This is a genomic window from Kaistella soli, from assembly GCF_019038595.1.
In the GTDB taxonomy this organism is placed as follows: Bacteria; Bacteroidota; Bacteroidia; order Flavobacteriales; family Weeksellaceae; genus Kaistella; species Kaistella soli.
In genome coordinates, this window is record NZ_JAHOPF010000001.1 from 32,088 (window position 1) to 49,930 (window position 17,843).

12 protein-coding genes are annotated in these 17,843 nt (G+C 40.6%); 9 read left to right on the top strand and 3 right to left on the bottom strand.

What is annotated here, in order from left to right:
- Positions 1 to 30: 30 nt before the first annotated feature.
- The 5 genes from KSK37_RS00175 to KSK37_RS00195 all read left to right on the top strand — a co-directional run bounded on the left by KSK37_RS00175 (position 31) and on the right by KSK37_RS00195 (position 4,833).
- The gene (locus KSK37_RS00175; protein WP_217198720.1) at positions 31 to 273 is read left to right on the top strand and encodes a hypothetical protein; all 243 of its coding nucleotides are present in this window, start codon (positions 31 to 33) and stop codon (positions 271 to 273) included.
- Entirely contained in the window at positions 270 to 578 is a 309-nt protein-coding gene (locus KSK37_RS00180; protein ID WP_217198723.1) for a type II toxin-antitoxin system RelE/ParE family toxin, read from the top strand. Before KSK37_RS00175 ends, KSK37_RS00180 begins: the two co-directional genes overlap by 4 nt.
- 76 nt (positions 579 to 654) lie before the next feature.
- The gene (locus KSK37_RS00185; protein ID WP_088358501.1) at positions 655 to 882 is read left to right on the top strand and encodes a hypothetical protein; all 228 of its coding nucleotides are present in this window, start codon (positions 655 to 657) and stop codon (positions 880 to 882) included.
- A gap of 15 nt (positions 883 to 897) precedes the next feature.
- On the top strand, positions 898 to 3,405 hold the full coding sequence (locus KSK37_RS00190) for a M1 family aminopeptidase (RefSeq protein WP_217198725.1): 2,508 nt from the start codon (positions 898 to 900) through the stop codon (positions 3,403 to 3,405).
- Between the two features lie 102 nt (positions 3,406 to 3,507).
- Positions 3,508 to 4,833, top strand: a complete 1,326-nt coding sequence (locus KSK37_RS00195; RefSeq protein WP_217198727.1) for a hydroxymethylglutaryl-CoA synthase family protein — start codon at positions 3,508 to 3,510, stop codon at positions 4,831 to 4,833.
- Positions 4,834 to 4,890: 57 nt separating this feature from the next.
- On the opposite strand, the gene KSK37_RS00200 is transcribed toward KSK37_RS00195, so the two are convergent.
- Together KSK37_RS00200 and KSK37_RS00205 are read right to left on the bottom strand one after the other, a co-directional pair.
- On the bottom strand, positions 4,891 to 6,678 hold the full coding sequence (locus KSK37_RS00200; RefSeq protein WP_217198730.1) for a serine hydrolase: 1,788 nt from the start codon (positions 6,676 to 6,678) through the stop codon (positions 4,891 to 4,893).
- A 220-nt stretch (positions 6,679 to 6,898) separates the two neighbouring features.
- The gene (locus KSK37_RS00205) at positions 6,899 to 8,131 is read right to left on the bottom strand and encodes a dicarboxylate/amino acid:cation symporter (RefSeq protein ID WP_217198731.1); all 1,233 of its coding nucleotides are present in this window, start codon (positions 8,129 to 8,131) and stop codon (positions 6,899 to 6,901) included.
- Positions 8,132 to 8,218: 87 nt separating this feature from the next.
- On the opposite strand from KSK37_RS00205, the gene KSK37_RS14160 reads away from it, so the two are divergent.
- Positions 8,219 to 12,436 carry a T9SS type B sorting domain-containing protein gene (locus tag KSK37_RS14160; RefSeq protein WP_217198732.1) on the top strand — a complete coding sequence of 1,406 codons (4,218 nt, stop codon included), beginning with the start codon at positions 8,219 to 8,221 and terminating at the stop codon, positions 12,434 to 12,436.
- A gap of 18 nt (positions 12,437 to 12,454) precedes the next feature.
- Here the strand turns inward: KSK37_RS14160 and KSK37_RS00215 are convergent, their stop codons facing one another.
- Complete coding sequence (locus KSK37_RS00215) at positions 12,455 to 13,084, bottom strand: hypothetical protein (protein WP_217198733.1); 630 nt, start codon at positions 13,082 to 13,084, stop codon at positions 12,455 to 12,457.
- Positions 13,085 to 13,203: 119 nt separating this feature from the next.
- On the opposite strand from KSK37_RS00215, the gene KSK37_RS00220 reads away from it, so the two are divergent.
- The 3 genes from KSK37_RS00220 to KSK37_RS00230 all read left to right on the top strand — a co-directional run bounded on the left by KSK37_RS00220 (position 13,204) and on the right by KSK37_RS00230 (position 17,824).
- Positions 13,204 to 14,133, top strand: coding sequence for a DnaJ C-terminal domain-containing protein (locus tag KSK37_RS00220; protein ID WP_217198734.1), 930 nt, complete (start codon positions 13,204 to 13,206; stop codon positions 14,131 to 14,133).
- Positions 14,130 to 14,417, top strand: coding sequence for a chaperone modulator CbpM (locus KSK37_RS00225; RefSeq protein ID WP_217198736.1), 288 nt, complete (start codon positions 14,130 to 14,132; stop codon positions 14,415 to 14,417). The genes KSK37_RS00220 and KSK37_RS00225 overlap by 4 nt, the downstream gene beginning before the upstream one ends.
- 149 nt (positions 14,418 to 14,566) lie before the next feature.
- A complete protein-coding gene (locus KSK37_RS00230) occupies positions 14,567 to 17,824 on the top strand; it encodes a GEVED domain-containing protein (protein WP_217198737.1) in 3,258 nt (1,085 codons plus the stop codon).
- Positions 17,825 to 17,843 lie beyond the last annotated feature (19 nt).

Below are 17,843 nucleotides of genomic sequence, written 5' to 3' on the forward strand. Positions count from 1 at the left end.
ATTTCTAACTTTGATTAAAATTACAACAAAATGGAACTTACCATCCAATTAGAAGAAAACGCGGATCTTGCTTTTATAAAAAAACTTTTAACGCAGATTAAAGGGATTAAAAGTGTAGAGTTTTCCGAGAAAGATAAAACCTATTCATGGGAAGAATTAGAAAACTCTGAATCTTTTTCGAAAGTGATGGAGCAAAGCCGGAAGCAAATAAAAAATGGCGAATATATTGAACATTCCAAAGAATTAATGGATTCTGTTTTTGGAAAAAAATGAAAGTAATATATTCAAAAAATGCATTAATAACTCTTCATGAAATTATTGAATTTTTGGAATACAGATGGACTGAAAAGGAAATCCAGAATCTAAATAACGATCTTGAAAAGCTTATAGAATCTTTAAGGGATAAAATTATATCTTATCCACAAATAGACTCCAACGCTAATTTAAGATTTGCTTTCATAGGTAAAAAACAAATAAAAGTTTTTTTTGAGACCCATAACGATTCTGTTGAAATTCTATTATTTTGGGCCAATAAGAAAGATCCTAAACATTTGAAATTTTTATTAAACCTTAAATAGATCATTTGAAATTCAGTGAAGCCTCGCGCTTCACTTTTTTTGTAACTTTTCAAATAATTAAAAGACTTATTCGCTAATGAAATCTTTAAAAGTAAATCTTGAAGAAAACGCCAGTTTCGAAAAACTGACGGAGCTTTTAATTCAGATCAAGGGCATTAAATCTGTCGAAATCATCGATGATGAAAATGCTGAAAGCGACCTGAAAAAAGCGTTTGCAAAGAGTAAGGAACAGCTTAAAAAAGGAGAGTATGAAAATATTGTGAATGATATTTTCGATATTCTGATTCAACCCAAATCAAAATAACATTTAATATCAATTATGAAAAAACTCATCATTTCCATCAGTTTACTGGGGATTTTGTTTACAGGCAACGTTTTTGCCCAAACCGATACTTCGGGACGCGACAAAATCTATCAGCAGACCCACACCAAATCTACGGAGCTGAAGCATACCAAACTGAAAGTAAATTTCGACTACGCGAAAGAGCAGATGAACGGCGAAGAATGGCTCACGGCAAGTCCGTATTTTTATCCGTCCGATTCTTTGGTTCTGGATGCAAAAGCGATGCTGATTCATGAAGTAGCTCTGGACAGAAACGGTGCAAAAATACCTTTGAAATATGATTATAAAAACGATATTTTAAAAATCAATCTCGATAAAACGTATAACCGGAATCAGGATTATACCGTTTACATTAAATATACCTCGCGTCCGAATGAAGTAAAAGACAAAGGAAGCGCGGCAATTACCGATGCAAAAGGACTTTACTTTGTGAACGCACAGGGAAAAGAGGCGGATAAACCAACCCAGATCTGGACTCAGGGCGAGACTGAAGCCAGCTCAGCGTGGTTCCCGACCATCGACAAACCCAATCAGAAAACAACCCAGGAAATCTATATGACGGTTCCGGATAAATATGTTACTTTATCCAACGGATTAATGAAATCTTCTACCAAAGAAAGCAACGGCTTGAGAACGGATCACTGGGTGATGGACAAAAAACACGCGCCGTATTTATTTTTCATGGGAGTAGGAGATTACGCAGTGGTGAAGGATAAATGGAGAAATATTCCGGTGGATTATTATGTGGAAAAAGAGTACGAACCGTATGCAAAGCAGATTTTCGGGAACACTCCTGAAATGATCGAATTCTTTTCCAAAAGACTGAATTACGATTTCCCTTGGGCTAAATATTCGCAGATTACCGCGAGAGATTATGTTTCCGGTGCAATGGAAAATACCACGGCAGTTCTTCATCAGGAATCTGCGCAGCAAAAACCCGGCGATTTAATTGATGAAAACAAATGGGAAGACGTTATTTCTCACGAGCTTTTCCATCACTGGTTTGGAGATCTGGTAACGGCAGAAAGCTGGAGCAACCTTACCGTGAACGAATCTTTCGCCAATTATTCCGAGTATCTGTGGAACGAACATAAATACGGAAAAGATTTCGCTGATTATACCCTGATGAAAGCATCGGAAGGTTATTTCCGCGATCCATCCAACGTCTCGAAAAATCTTGTACGGTTTAATTATCACAACAGAGAAGACATGTTCGACGGGGTTTCTTACAACAAAGGAGGCTCTATTCTGCACATGCTGAGAAATTACTTGGGTGACGATGCTTTTTTCACAGGATTAAATGATTATCTGAAAACCAACGAATACGGAACCGGTGAAGCCCAGCAGCTGCGTCTCTCTCTTGAAAAAGTTTCGGGGAAAGACCTGAACTGGTTCTTTAACCAGTGGTATTACGGAACCGGTCATCCAAAAGTTTCTTATACAACTAATTATGAACCTGTAAAAAAGCAGGTGACGGTTACTGTCAGCCAGAATCAGATTGGTGATAACTTCCAGTTTCCTTTGGCGATCGATGTTTACGAAAACGGAAAACCTTCCCGGAAAAATGTGTGGGTAAGCGCGAAAGAAAAAAACGATTTCTCTTTCCAGGTTTCAAAAAATGAATTTGTGAATATCAATGCTGACGGAGTTTTACTCGGTGAATTTACCGAAACAAAAACGCCGGAGCAGTACCTTGCACAGTATCTGGGTTCTAAAGAATTCCTGAGCCGTTACAAAGCGGTGGAAAATGCAGCGGAAAATAAAGGTGTAAATCCTGTTTCCCTGAAAACTTTGGTAGCAGCTCTGAAAGATTCTAATTTCAGGATCCGGATGAAAGCTTTGAGCGGACTCGATCTATCTAAAGCAGATCAGGCAAAAGCGGCATTGGCTGAAGTGGAAAAAATGGCTTCCGGCGATCCAAAAACTTTGGTTCAGGCCGCTGCGGTTTCAGCTTTGTCCAAAACAAAAGACAAAAAGTATCTGCCTCTTTTCGAAAAAGGAATGAATGCAGTCTCGAATGCTGTGAAGGCCAGTTCATTGACCGGAATTTCGGCAATCGATCCTTCAAGAGTCGCTGCTCTGGCGGATAAAATTGAACTGGAAGGCGCAAGTGACGATCTTATTGCAGAACTTTTACCGGTGATTGTAAAAAACAAGATCGAAAAGCAGATGCCGGCAATTGCTTCTACAGCTGCTTTTTATCCTTTCCTTAAGTTTCAGAATCCTACCCTTGGTGCTTCCGCAGAAGACGGTTTCAACTGGATCATGAGTTCCGACAATTTAAAAGCAACGGAAAATGTGACGAAAGTTTTAACCCAGGTGAAAAAGCAGATCGGGGATAATCCGCAGGCGAAAATGATGATTGTACAGATCCTCAAAGACGGTCTTGCTAAGAAAATGGCGGTTTTGAAAGCTAATCCTTCAAGTCCGACCATTAATCAACAGGTTGTTGCCCTTAATAAAGCAATTGAAGCTTATAAATAAAATTCATTTAATGAAGATTAAAAATTGCCGGAGCATCAGTTCCGGCAATTTTATTTTTTCATGGAGGATAATTTTCGGAAATTTGTATAAAAATTGAGCAGTATGATTTATGGTATTGAGGCGGCAAGCTTCCACGTTCCTTCCCTTTATTTGGAAATTAAAGATTTAGCAGAAAAAAGAAATATTGAGCCCGCAAAACTGGAGAAAGGTTTAGGTTTACACAAAATGGCTTTGGCAGATGTTCACGAAGATGCAGCAACATTCGCAGCAGAAGCGTTGCTGAAACTTATCAAAGATTACGAACTGAACCCGAAAGATATTTCCCGGATTTATCTCGGGACCGAAAGTGCTCTGGATGCGGCAAAACCCACTGCCACCTACGCAATGCAGATGGTGGAAACGGTTCTGGAAGATGATTTCGGAAAAAGATGTTTCAAAAACTGCGATGTCTTGGATATGACTTTTGCCTGTGTTGGAGGAGTGGATGCTTTGCAGAACTGCCTCGATTTCTGCCGCGCAAACCCAGGGAAAAAAGCCGTCGTCATTGCATCAGATTATGCGAAATATGAACTGGCAAGTTCTGGAGAATATACCCAGGGTGGAGGCGCGGTCGCACTTTTAGTCTCCGATAATCCTTCACTTCTGGAAATTGAAAATGTATATGGAGTTGCCACAGAAAGTGTATTTGATTTCTTTAAGCCGAGAAGATCAGCGTTAAAATCTGATTTGAATTCCGCAACAGAATTCATGCCGGATAAAATTGAAATCTTTACGGACGAGCCGGTTTTCGACGGGCAGTATTCCAACCAGTGTTATCAGGACAGGATCCGTGAAGCTTATGAGCATTATAAAGAACAGACGGGGATAGCAAAACCCTCTGAAGACTGGCGTTATCTGATATTCCATTTGCCTTATGCCTTTCATGGGAAAAGAGTTTTTACCGAACTTTACAGCATAGAGCATCATCTTTCATATGAAACCCCCGAAGAGCAGAAGTCTGTTGCGAAATCTGAAGAATACGTAAGTTTCATCAATCACAAAATTGAACCTTCACAGCGCGCGTCTTCAGAAGTTGGAAATATGTACACCGCTTCTGTTTTTATGGCTTTGATGTCTGCGATGCAGGTAAGTTATGACCAAAATGAAGATCTCAACGGTCAGAAAATCGGTTTCATGGCTTATGGGAGCGGTTCGAAAGCCAAAGTTTTTGCCGGAAAAGTGGGCCCGTCATGGAGAAAGGTAGTAGAAAAATGGAATGTATTTGAAGCTCTAAAAAACAGAACTTCAATCAGTTTTGAAACCTACGAAAAGCTTCACCGAAAACAGCTCGAAACGTCAGTGAATCCAAATTATAAAGGTTTTGGATTAAACAGGATAGAGACTGAAAACCCGGTTTCTGTGGGAGCAAGATATTACAGTTATCATTAAAGTCTGAATACAGAAAAGGCTGTTCGGTAAGAGCAGCCTTTTTATTCTGTATTTCTCTTATTTGCCCGAATCATCTTTTTTAATCTCGTATTCTCCGGTGCCGTCTTTCTGTTTCATGGCGGTTACTTTTCCGTTTTCCAGGATAAATTCAATTGTAAAATCAGCATATTCTTTAGTTTTAAAGAGATGCGGTTTGTAAGGAATCAGTTCCAGATCAGGCGATCCGGTGATAAATAAATGATTTTTGTTCTTTAAAACAACTTCTATTTTACTGGTGCCTATTTTATAAGTTCCGGTGTACTGTTTTAAGGTTTCTTCATTGCTTAAACCGGCGTCCGCTTTTTTAGCAAATGTTACTTCCCCTTCATCCATCGATACGACAAACCTGTCAATTTCTCCCTGCGGGTTGGTTTGATAATTTAGTGAATAAAATCCTAGTTCTTCATCATTTACGGTATCAAAGCGGTCGTAATGAAAATGATGCATCGGCAGCTGGATTTTATATTTAGTAAAAAACAGCTGTCCGTCTTTCTGGGAAATATTGATGATTCCGTAAGCATCGTTTTCAAAATCGCCCATGTAATCGGCTAATGGGTGTGAAGGTTTTGTATTTTTAACCTGTCCTTCCATGGCTTTTGCGCGGCCTTCTTTTCCCAGTTTTTTTGCGGCATCACGGTTTTTGATACCTCTTTCAGTCCAGGGTGTTACGGAAAGTCCCAAGAGATGTTCGTAAATATTATAAGTGATGGAATTGTAAGAAAAGCTGTGATCGCCGATAACAAATACAATCACGCCGACATTGTCCTGTGGCATATAGGAAATCTGCGAATGAATCCCCGGCAGGTCGCCACCATGCAGCACAAGCTGATGTCCACGGTAAGAAACCGACTGCCGGCCCATTCCGTAAACAGGGTTCAAGACTTCCATAAAACCCTGGTCAAGCAGTCCGTTTTTCAGAACAATGGAAGGTTCCATTGTCGCTTTCACCACCGCTTCCGGAATGACCTGTTTTCCTTCAAATATTCCTTTATTCATAAGTGCAGAAAGCCAGTGCGAGAGATCATTGATGTTAGAAATCACCGAGCCTGCGGGACCTAAACCTTCAGTTTCTTCAAGATAAGGTATTTGGTAAAGCACATCGGTGTCTCTTTTTTCATTGAATGGAACAAAAATATCCTGCTGTTTTTTCATGTCACCGATACTGAAAACCGTACTGTTCATTTTCAGCGGGCCAAAGATTCTTTCTTTCAGGTAGCTTTCCCAGGTCTTGCCTTCGATAATTTCGATAATATGTCCGGAGGCGGCGTACATCAGGTTATTGTACAGAAATCCCTGACGCAGAGACTGAGCCGGTTCCAGATATTTAAGTTTTTCAAAAAGTTCGTTTCTGGTGAAAGTGGATTTAAACCAAATTAAATCATGTCGCGTAACGCCGGTTCTGTGCGCCAACATATCACGAATCGTAATGGTATTGTTGAGTTCGTTGTTGTAAAACTGAATGGCCGGTACATAGGTTTTGATAGGTTTGTCCCAGTCCAGTTTTCCTTCGTTCACCAAAAATCCTACGGCAGTGGCGGTAAAGAGTTTGGTGTTGGAAGCGATAGGAAATAAAGTGTTGGCGGTGATGGGCAGTTTTTTTTCGTAGTCGCGGTAGCCGTAGCCTTTAACAAACACGAGTTTGCCGTCTTTCACAATTCCCACGCCTACGCCGGGCATATTCCAGTCCTTCAGCGCTTTTGCCATTTCCCTGTCAAATCCTTTGAGTTTTTTCTGAATGTCGGCATCCTGGGCAAATGCCATGTTGCCAACAAGGCAAAGGAAAATTAGTAAAATTTTAGTTTTCATCGTTATGGTTTTATAGTGCTATTAAAATTAGATAAAATTTCTGAACTAAAAACCAGTTTTAACTAAACGAAATCAAGTAATGACTTCAATCGGTAGTAATTTATCAATGAAGTAAGTGCGCAATTGGGAAAACAGCAAAAATAGGAATGTGGGAAATTATACGTGTGCTACGATTGTATGGACTTTTTTCTCAAAAATGCTTTTCGTATGAAGTTTAAGTTTACACCGCAAACTCTTTTGGCTCTTTAAACTTTTCCCCGGAAATCTTCGTGACAAACATCGCGGCCACCGTGTCTCCGGTTGAATTTAAAACCGTCGCTAACGGATCCACCAAAGTTCCGATAATCATCACCGCCGGAATGGCTTCTACCGGAAGCTGGTACACGGAAATCATCAGCATTTCACCGATATAGCCGCCGTTTGGAATTCCTCCTGCGACAATACTCACGAAAATGGTTATTCCAAGCGCCAGCAGCAAATTCATCGGGTCAAAAAAATCACGTCCGATAATGAGAAATGCAACATAAATTTTAATGATGGAGGACATCGAAGAGCCGTTTTTGTGAAGGGTGCTTCCAATAGGAATTACAATATTGGCAATGGAATCGGGAACTCCTATTTTCGCTGCAGCCACTAAATTTGTTGGCATCGTGGCGAAACTGCTGCAGGTGGAAATAGCGGTTAAGGTAGGGTAGATATTGTTTTTCCAAAATTTCTGAACGCCGTCTTTTCCTTTGGCCATAAATGCATAAATGCTGAAAAAGACCAAAAAATAAACAGTTCCCGCTGCATAATACAGCCCCAGCGGTTTCGCGTAAAATCCGAAAAGCTGTGGACCAACGGTGGCAACCTGATAAGCGAAATAGGCGCCCAAACCAACAGGAGCAGCTTTCATTACAATGAGCAAAAGTTCTTTCATTACTTCATAGCCTGAAGCAAGAAACAGGGTAAAATGTTTGCCTGCGTCGCCGGATTTTCGCGCGGCAGTTCCGGTAAGAAAAGCGAAGATCAGCAGAGCAAGCATATTCTTTCTTGAGAAAAGCTCGGTAAATTCGCCGACGGTGAAAAATCTGACGATCCGGTCTCCCCATGAATCAGCATCTGCGGAGCTGTCGAGAACTTCTTTGGAAGTGGAAGGCAATGCTTCAGTCGGAAAAAAGTAAACGGCTGCAATCGTGAACAAGGCTGCAATAACAATGAACAGAAGAAAAGTGAAAATCATAGAGATGATAATCTTCCCGAATTTTCCTTCTTTTTCCACTGCGGCAATAGAATTGGCCACCGCCAAAAACACCAAGGGAACCACGCTTACGAACAGTAAATTCAGAAAGATATCGCCTAAAGGCTTGAGATACTCCACCGCGCCGGGGAAAAGGATTCCCACAATGCTTCCGGCGAATATTCCGGTGAGTAACAATATAATAGCGGAATAATTTTTGATTAACTGTTTCATAGAGATATATCTTTTCAACACAAATGTAATTTTTTAGTTTCAAATAAGAATGTCGGCATTCTTTGTACATTTGCAAATAATTGGATTGTGAGAAAGTTTTATATTCTTTTTGTGTTCCTTACTTCATTTTGGCAGTCGTTCTATGAAGCTCAGGTTTGTCCGTCTCTTACGGTTACTGACAACTCCGGCAACGGTAGTGTCCTTGTAGACTGTAACTATCCTTTGGTCAACGGTCAGTGTCTTACTCTGAATGCGACGGCTCCCGATACACGCGGAACTTCTTCTTATTCTGTTGCGCCTGCCGGTTTCACACCTTATGTTCCTTTTAACAGCGGAACCGCGTTAAATGCAAACTATGACGATCTGTATGCCGAAGTAATCGATATTCCTTTTACCTTCTGCTTTTTCGGAAAATATTACAATAAGGTAGTCATCGGGTCTAACGGGCTTATTACTTTTGATCTTTCCCAGCTGGGCAAAATAAGTTATCCAAATATTGGGCAGTCAAATCCGGATCCGCTGCTGCCTTTTAATTCGATTTTTGGGGTTTATCAGGATTTGGTATTCTCGGGCTCGGATCAGTCGGAAATTTATTACTTTGTAATCGGGACAGGCTTTTGCCGAAAACTGGTCATTAATTTTTATGAGGGAAGAATTGCAGGTTGTAATGACAGATCATCTTCCCAGATTGTACTTTCAGAATTTACTAATGAAATAGAGATTTTTGTCGATCATAAAACAATGCCGTGTTCTACAGCGAGATTTCCGAATGCACTTCTTGGAATCATGAACGGCGACGGCTCATTGGGATATTCACCGCCGAACCGCAATACGGGAGTGTGGCAAGCCAATAAAGAGGCGTGGAAATTTTCACCTGACGGTCCGGTAATCAGTCCGGTGATCCAGTGGTTCAACTCAAACAACACGCTTTTAGGAACCGGTAAAAGTATTTCCGTCTGTCCGGACGAAAACACTCAGTATCATGCTAAAGCGACGTATAATGTTTGTGGCAGCCCTTTGGTTTTTACCGACAGTATCGACGTGAATTTCGCGCCGGATTTTCCGCTTGCCAAAAACTACACCAAGATATTCTGCGTTACAGCGGGAACTTCTGAAAACATTGACATGGATAATTACCGGCAATTTCTGACGCCGCAAAATCCTGCAAACCTCAATTTTACTTATTATAACTCGAGAGCTGATGCACAAACTGCAACGAATGGAATCAATAATAATGTTACGCTCAGCAACGATAAAATATTTTATGTAAGGATACAAAATCCATCTGATCCTACCTGCTACAGGATTGCTGAACTGAAATTTCAGTTTATCAGCAACGTGCTTTTGGGGACAGTGGTAACACTCTGTGACGCGAATAATGACGGAATTGAAAACAATTATCAGCTTTCGGCCTTTAATAATCAGCTTTTTGCTCCGGGTTCTTCAGGAACAGTGACTTATTATACCTCTCCTGCAGATGCCCAGAACTCCACCAATCCTGTTATAACAGCCAATATTACCTCACAGACACAGCTATGGGTGAGGTTTGCGACCGCTGCCTGTTCTCAGGTTTTCGGCCCCGTGTCGGTCGTTTTTACTCCGGGTCCTTCGGTAAATACGCCACTCCTTTTTCCCGTTAATACCTGTGATATTAATGATGATAAAAAAGAACTTTTCGATTTTCCTGCTAACCTGGACAGTTTGGTAAGCAGCGAGTCTGGAGTAACTTTCAGTTATTATGCTACTTTTCAGGAAGCGTATACAGGCTTTGGTGCGCCTCTGACCGAAATCCATGAAGGAACGTATTCAATATTTGTAAGAGTAGCGTATCCTGGAGGATGTTTTTCTATTGCTGAGGTAAAAATGGACGTTAAATTCTTCAGAGTGGAAGCGAATACAAAAACTGCTTATATCTGTTTCGACGGCGTGCAGGATATTTCGGTAGATCTGGCAGCACTTTCCCAGTCGATGCTGATCAGTCCGACATCCGGAGTAACTGTTACTTTCCATCTTTCACAGAATGATGCAGAACTTCCTGCAAATGCTGTTTCATCCACACAACTCATCACCGACGACGGTAACTCAGTAAATAAAATCTTTTATGTACGCTTCGAGGATGTAAATAAATGCTATACGGTAAGACCTTTGACCGTTTCACTCATTCATCCGGTAGCGATGCAGAATAATTTTGACGTCTGCGATATCGGTAATAACGGAACCGAAAATATCAATCTGTCTCAGTTCAGCAGTTCAATTGCAGGAATTCAGCCAGCCACGATTACTTACTTCAATACGCTGCCTGAGGCGCAGAACGGCAACAATCCTGTTTCTAATGTCATACTCACCGGCACATTACAGCTGTACGCGAAAGTTCAGGTTCAGAGTTGTACCGAGTTTTACCCGGTTACTGTTAATCTGGTATCAACACCGCTTGTGAAAACGGTTCACAGCGTAACGGTGAATAATGTTTGTGATAACAATAATGATGGGTTGGAAATTTATGATCTTACCCAGCATCAGAATCAGATTTATACCGATCTGCAGCCCGTTCAGTTTACGTATTACACCACTTATAATGTTTCAAACCAGACGCTTTCGGGGCAGATTAACAATCCTGCGGTCTATGTTGCATCAGCTGACAATACGGTTTTCGTAAAGGTTCAGTTTGCTTCCGGCGCGTGTTCTTCGGTCAGTACGCTTAAAATTAAACTTTCATTTTTACCTGCTTTGGTGCTTACAGATGCGACGCTGCGCAAATGTGATCCGCAGTTTAACTTTAATGAAAGCTTTAATCTGAACGATGCTGTACCGCTGATGTTTGATCAGACGCAAAATTCTGTCCTGCTCTCGAATGTAAAAGTGACTTATTACAATACGCTGCAGGAAGCGAATGCAGGTTTAAGTTCCACGCAGATCAGCCCAGTCCAGAATACGTTTAACGCGCTTACCACTGTTTTTGCAAGATTTCAGTCCAATATAACCGGGTGTTATTCTGTAAAGGCAATTCATCTTAGAACCTATTTCCCGCCAAAAGCTATTAATTCTGTTATTTCAGGAATCTGTGACAGTAATTTAGATGGTAAATACGAAGTCAATCTGCTGGATTATACATCTCAAATGGTGGATATCACAAATCCGGACAACAGTTTTAAATTTTATTTAAGTCAGTCGGACGCTCAGAATGATATTAATGCCATTTCTGATCCTACTAATTTCGAAATCGCTTCTTTACCGGCAAGGATATGGGTGAAAGTTGAAAATATTCCGGGATGTAATGACAGAGCCTTCATTGATCTGCAGCCTGGAACAAAAGTTTCCTTAGCCAGTTCCGGCCCGTATCTGCTGGAACCTTGTGATGCGGGAAACGACGGTAAGGAAGTTATTGATTTAACGAAGTTTGAAACGCAGATATTCAATGGAGGATCGTTTGAATATTATCCAAGTTTAACCGATCTGAATAAAGCAACCAATCAGATTCTGAATCCAAACAGTTTTAGCTTTGATGCCAGCATACACACCAACGGAATTTTTGTAAAAGTGAAAAGTTCGGGCTTATGTCCTGCAGGCACCGTGATTAATGTAAAACTGAAAAAGACACCCGTTTTTGCGATTGCTGATCATTATTTCTGTCCATACGATGATTCGGTGGATATAAAACCGGATTTTACGGGTCTTAATCTTGTCGCTTATGAATGGAAAAATCCTGCGGGCGAAACCGTTTCGGTTACTCATGAACTTTTAGGCTTGAACGTAACGGGAATTTATTCACTTAAGGTTACCGCAGCGAACGGATGTGAATTCACAGCTTCTTTTAATGTAAAACATTACGAAGTTCCGGTGATCACTCAGCTGGTACCGAACGGAAATACTTATACCATAATAGCTACAGGAAGCAAGCCGATTTTGTATTCCATGGACGGACAGATCTGGCAGACCAGCAACGTATTTCCAAATCTACCTAAAGGAGTCTTTACTTTCTACGTGAAATTTTTGGGAGAAGAATGCCTCGGGCTTCCTAAAAAAGGAGTAATGCTTGATATTCCGAATGCATTTACCCCAAATGCCGACGGGATTAATGATACCTGGGAAGTTGACGGGCTGGATGTATTTGATGGGGAAAAATCCAAAATACAGGTCTTTAACCGCCAGCAGACATTGGTCTTCGAACAGCTGTCTTCGGATAAATTTATCTGGAACGGAAAATGGCTAAGCAGACCGGTTCCTACCGCAACCTACTGGTATATTATTACGCTTCCGGACGGCCGGGTTTTCAACGGATGGGTAGTGGTAAAAAACAGAAATTAGTAATCTTTTTTTGATAGATTAAATCGTCCATTGATCGTTGATCATTGCGATGAGGTAGTATTTACCCTGATATTTCTCAAAAACGAAGCGCAGCGCATTCCTGTCCATTCCGCTGTATTTTTCAGATCCGGGAATATAATTCTCCGTAAAAATGGCTTGAGGATAAATCTTTTCTAAATTGTTTATAGAATTTCCACCGCCTTTAAATTCATTCAGCGAAAACTCGGAACGGGAAAAATCTCTTTTAAAAGCCCATGTTTCTAGATAATCTCTTAATGAAATGATGAGCAGATCGCCGGAGCCGTCTTTTTCGCCCCACGTGAATTTTGTAGGTTTATCAATGTAGGTCATGAAATCGGCAGTGCTGAAATGTTTATCTTTATCAGGCCGGATAAACGCATACATCGAAAACCTGATCCCTTTTGCAGGATGGATAAAGGTTGAAAATTTAGCGTAATTCTTCGTTTTTAAAGTCTGAATAATTTCGTCGTTGAGACTTTTCAGAATTTCTCTATTTCTTAATTTTTCTGTTGCAGAATCCTGCCTGTTAACAGCCGGAATATTTTCTGCCCGGATTTCTGAATCTTTCGAAATTTCTTTTTTACAGGAAACAGTAAAGAGCAGGAGCACAAAAATGGTATTTTTCATATTGATTTTATTCTGGTTCTCCATCAAAAACTTTACCGTGAGCGTTTAGGAACATATTTATCTTTTGGCATTAAAAGTATGCTCAAATTTTTTATAAATTTGAATAAATAATTGATCTGATGGCATATATAGATTATTACAGAATATTGGGCGTTGATAAAAAGGCAACCGCAGACGAAATAAAAAAGGCTTACCGAAAGCTTGCCCGGAAGTATCATCCCGACGTGAATCCCGGCGATAAAGAGGCCGAGAAGAAATTTAAGGAAATTAACGAAGCCAATGAAGTACTGAGCCATGTAGAAAACCGTGAAAAGTACGACAAATACGGCGAGCATTGGAAGCACGGTGAAGAATATGAAAAAGCGCAGCATCACCAGAGACAGCATCAGCAGTCCCGGCAAGGCGGAAGTTACGGCGGTTTTTCGGGAGCTGATTTTGGGGAAGGCGAGGACTTTTCCGATTTCTTCCAGAGTATGTTTGGTGGTGGAGCAGGAGGAGGATTCGGCAGAAGTTCCAAAGGAAGTGCTTCCGGAAAATTTAAAGGTCAGGATGTTTCTGCGGAACTGAATCTCCACTTACGTGATGCAGCAAAAACCCATCAGCAGACTTTCGAAATCAACGGTAAAAAAGTCCGTATAACCATTCCTGCAGGAGTGGCCGACGGACAGAAAATAAAGCTCAAAGGTCACGGAAATCCGGGATATAACGGCGGCCCTCACGGAGACCTGTACATTACTTTTAATATTGCGGAAGATCATCATTTCAAAAGAAACGGTGACAATCTGAGTGCTGAGGTGGAAATTGATCTTTACACGGCAATTTTGGGAGGTGAGGTGAATATAAAAACGCTTGATGGAAGTGTTAACCTCAAAGTAAAACCTGAAACCCAGAATGGGACCAAGGTACGCCTGAAAGGAAAGGGTTTTCCTGTTTACAAAAAAGAAGGCGAATTCGGAGATTTAGTGGTGACCTACCGCATCAAACTGCCGACAGATTTAACCCAGAAAGAAAAAGAATTATTCCAACAAATTAAAGATTTACAGCCATGACGGACAGAATATCCCGCGAAGAACTCGTGAAAATCTACAATATCGAAATTACTTTTTTCGATCTGCTGGAAGAATCGGGGCTGCTGAGAACAGAAACCGAGAACGAGATAAAATACCTACATTATGAGGAACTGCCTGTATTCGAAAGGCTGGCGAACTGGCATTATGATCTGGAAGTGAATTTACCCGGCATCGAAATCATCCATCATCTGCTGCAAAAAATGGAAATGCTTACCAAGGAAAACAGAAGGCTGAAAAGTTTTTATCGCGGCCAGGAATTGTAAAATATTATTCCCGATGTTTTACGTGAGCTAAGTGGTTAAAATGATTATTTCATAACGGTTTTCCGTAATTGTTAAATATTTGCCAACAAAATAGGGTTTTATTAAATTAAAAGCATTAGTTTTGGCACCGTTTAACAAATATAAATTTTATGAAAAAACTTTTACTCACTTGCGGAGTACTTTTAGGAGTTTATGCTTCCGCCCAGGTGTCGGGGACTAAAACCATCGGGGTGGATTATCCAACATTGGTTGATGCATTCATTGATCTCAACACAAATGGTGTAGGTGCTGGCGGAGCCACAATCAACGTTCCTTCCGGATATACAGAAACTGCTCCTTCAGGAGGATTTTCTTTAGGATCTCTGATTCTGAATGCATCGCTTTCTTCAAGTAATCGACTTGTCATCCAAAAAAGTGGATCAGGACCCAATCCTATGATTAACGCGCAGGTTGGAACCAGTACTTATGATGCTTTCTTCAAGTTTGTGGGGGTAGATTATGTGACCCTTGATGGTTTTACGCTTCAGGAAAATGCAAGTAATAGTACTGCCGCTACTGCAATTGAAAGAGGATTTTATTTTTATCCGTTGGATGCTACGGATGGTTGTAATAATAATACCATTCAGAATAATGTGGTGAACTTTATCAGCGGTGGCGTAGCTACTGCTACTGCCGGTGTTTACTTTGCACATACCACGGAATCGGGAACTGCCCTAGTGCCGACCGTTACCTCGGGATTGAACAGCAATAACAAGATTTACGGAAATATCATCAATAATGCTTTATCAGTGGGGGTTATGCTAAACGGGTATGCATCTGCTGCTCCATACACCTTACGAGATACCGGAAATGATGTAGGAGGAACTTCAGTTGCCACTGGTAATACGTTCAATAATTTAGGTGAATTAAATTATATTACAGCATATGGTTTATTTGGCCTTTATCAGGCATCTTCCAATGTTTCTTTCAATACCATAAATTTTGCAGACGGAGGTTTAGGAGCGGCTGGAATCTACATTTACGGGGACAATACCTCTTTTACGATAAATAATAATAAAGTCAATGCACCAAATCGATTAAATTATACTTCCACGAGTAGCGGAGCTTATGCGGGTATATATTGTTTAAGTGTAACTGCTTCGACGGCAGTAAATCTCACGGCCAATAATAATGAGATCAATTTGGGAACCACAGCTAATCATACCGGTACAACTTACCAACCCGTATATGGAATATTGCACGCTTACGCAGGTACTGCGAATACTGGTTCCTTAACTGCCTCGAAAAATAAAGTAACCGGTTCTTCATTTGGTACATATTATGGAATTTATAGTACCGCTTCTGGACCTCAAACGGATATTGTCGACAACTCCGTAAGCGGAATCAATATTGGGGCAAATGGCTATTTGATTTACGCCAATGCTACTGCGGCTACCAATATTTTGCGGAATAAAGTTTATAATGCACAGGCAAATGGTACAAGTTTACTTTACGGAGTTTACATCACTGGAACTACACCTTCTGCGAAAACAAATATTGTTAATAATCTAATTGGTGATTTGCGTGTCCCCAACAGTAACAGTACTTCTGTAAGTTTAGCAGGGGTCTATCTTGCTTCCAGTGGTGCCACATCAAATCTCAATGTGTATTATAATTCAATCTATCTGAATGGTGTATCTTCGGGAACTAACTTTAATTCCGCAGGTATTTACCATACATTCAACACTAATGCGACTACTGCAGCGTTGGATATGCGAAACAATATGGTGATCAACACTTCCACACCTAAGGGCACAGGTTATGCATCTGCATTCAGAAGAAGTTCTGCTACTAATCTTAATAATTATGCACTAACATCCAACAACAACAATTTCTTCACAGGTACCGGAACCAACCAAAATATCTATTATAATGGTACTACCGCGTATCCTACAATGTCAGCATTCCAAACTCATGTGGGTGCCAGAGAAACTAATTCCCTGAATATTAGTGCTGATTTTCTTTCAACTAATGGAAGTACGGCGGATTTCCTTAAATTGAACCCAAGTGCCTCAAATACACAGTTGCTTGATAACAAGGGAACACCCCTTGCTTCTTATACAACTGATTACCTTGCAGTCACCAGAGATGCTGCAACGCCAGATATGGGTGCGTATGAATTTACTTATGTCGCTCCTACAATCGCTCCTCTATGTACAACACTTACAGGAAGCCTTATTAATATCATGCCAAATCCTGCAACGATTTCATGGGCATTGACTGATGGAGCTACTGGTTATAAGGTATATGTTGGAACCACTGATGGGGGAACAGATATCGTAAACGGAACTTTGACCACAGCGTTGAGTATGCAGCTTAATCTGACAGCTAATTCAACTTATTATGTGAAAATTGTACCAACAAACAGTATTGGAGATGCAACCGGTTGTGCTTATACCATGATCAAAACTGGAGCTTGGGTTTATTGCACCGCAGGAGCAACCTCAACATCATTTGAAAAAATCTCTAATGTGACTTTTGGAGCGATTAACAATAACTCCACTGCTATTGCGGGATATGAAGATTTCACAAGTATTTCAACAAATGTGAATAGAAAAGGATCTTACTTGCTTTCAGTAAAAGCAAATACCTATTATAGTACTGATAGTTATTTTGCGTGGATCGACTATAATCAAAATGGAGTATTTGAAGATGCCGAAAGAGTTCAGCTCACAGGAGCCTCTGCAACTACACCGGCAACCGGAACGATTGTGGTCCCTTCTGACGCCAAATTTGGTGCTACCTTGATGAGAGTTAAGCTGATTGATGGAACAGATAACACCCCTTGTCAAACATATACTTACGGACAGGTTGAAGATTATTCCGTTAAGATTGTTGCGCCAGATGTAGCTTTAATCACATCTCCTGCCAATGGTGCAACCGGGGTGTCAGCAAGTCCTGCCACAATCACTTGGGATGCATCAACTGGTGCTACTAGTTACAAACTTTTCGTGGGAACTGCTTCCGGAAATTATGATGTGGTAAATGGAACTACGGTTTCAGCTACAACTTATGAACTTAATCTGAGTCCAAGCACAACTTATTATGCTAAATTGGTTTCCAACGATGGATCAGCTGATTCTACCGGTAATTTGGAAATCTCTTTTACAACGGATGTTGCACTCGCGGTTACCGCTGCAAATAAGACTGAAATTTCCATTTATCCAAACCCGTTCACAGATATGCTAAGAATCTCTGATGTAAAAGGAGTGAAATCAGTTTCTGTCAGCGATGTAGCAGGAAGATTGGTTAAAACGATGAAACCGGCAGCTGAGCTGAATGTTTCAGATCTTAAAACAGGTCTTTATATTGTTACTTTAAACATGGAGGACGGAAGTTCTAAAACCATTAAAGCAATCAAAAAATAGTATTTTGAATAATATTTTT

What these genes read in the sequence shown, in the direction of transcription:
- KSK37_RS00200 (WP_217198730.1), bottom strand. Translation starts at nt 6,678, where the DNA reads ATGAAAACTAAAATTTTACTAATTTTCCTTTGCCTTGTTGGCAACATG.
- KSK37_RS00175 (WP_217198720.1), top strand. Translation starts at nt 31, where the DNA reads ATGGAACTTACCATCCAATTAGAAGAAAACGCGGATCTTGCTTTTATA.
- KSK37_RS00225 (WP_217198736.1), top strand. Translation starts at nt 14,130, where the DNA reads ATGACGGACAGAATATCCCGCGAAGAACTCGTGAAAATCTACAATATC.
- KSK37_RS00195 (WP_217198727.1), top strand. Translation starts at nt 3,508, where the DNA reads ATGATTTATGGTATTGAGGCGGCAAGCTTCCACGTTCCTTCCCTTTAT.
- KSK37_RS00220 (WP_217198734.1), top strand. Translation starts at nt 13,204, where the DNA reads ATGGCATATATAGATTATTACAGAATATTGGGCGTTGATAAAAAGGCA.
- KSK37_RS00185 (WP_088358501.1), top strand. Translation starts at nt 655, where the DNA reads ATGAAATCTTTAAAAGTAAATCTTGAAGAAAACGCCAGTTTCGAAAAA.
- KSK37_RS00190 (WP_217198725.1), top strand. Translation starts at nt 898, where the DNA reads ATGAAAAAACTCATCATTTCCATCAGTTTACTGGGGATTTTGTTTACA.
- KSK37_RS00215 (WP_217198733.1), bottom strand. Translation starts at nt 13,084, where the DNA reads ATGAAAAATACCATTTTTGTGCTCCTGCTCTTTACTGTTTCCTGTAAA.
- KSK37_RS00205 (WP_217198731.1), bottom strand. Translation starts at nt 8,131, where the DNA reads ATGAAACAGTTAATCAAAAATTATTCCGCTATTATATTGTTACTCACC.
- KSK37_RS00230 (WP_217198737.1), top strand. Translation starts at nt 14,567, where the DNA reads ATGAAAAAACTTTTACTCACTTGCGGAGTACTTTTAGGAGTTTATGCT.
- KSK37_RS00180 (WP_217198723.1), top strand. Translation starts at nt 270, where the DNA reads ATGAAAGTAATATATTCAAAAAATGCATTAATAACTCTTCATGAAATT.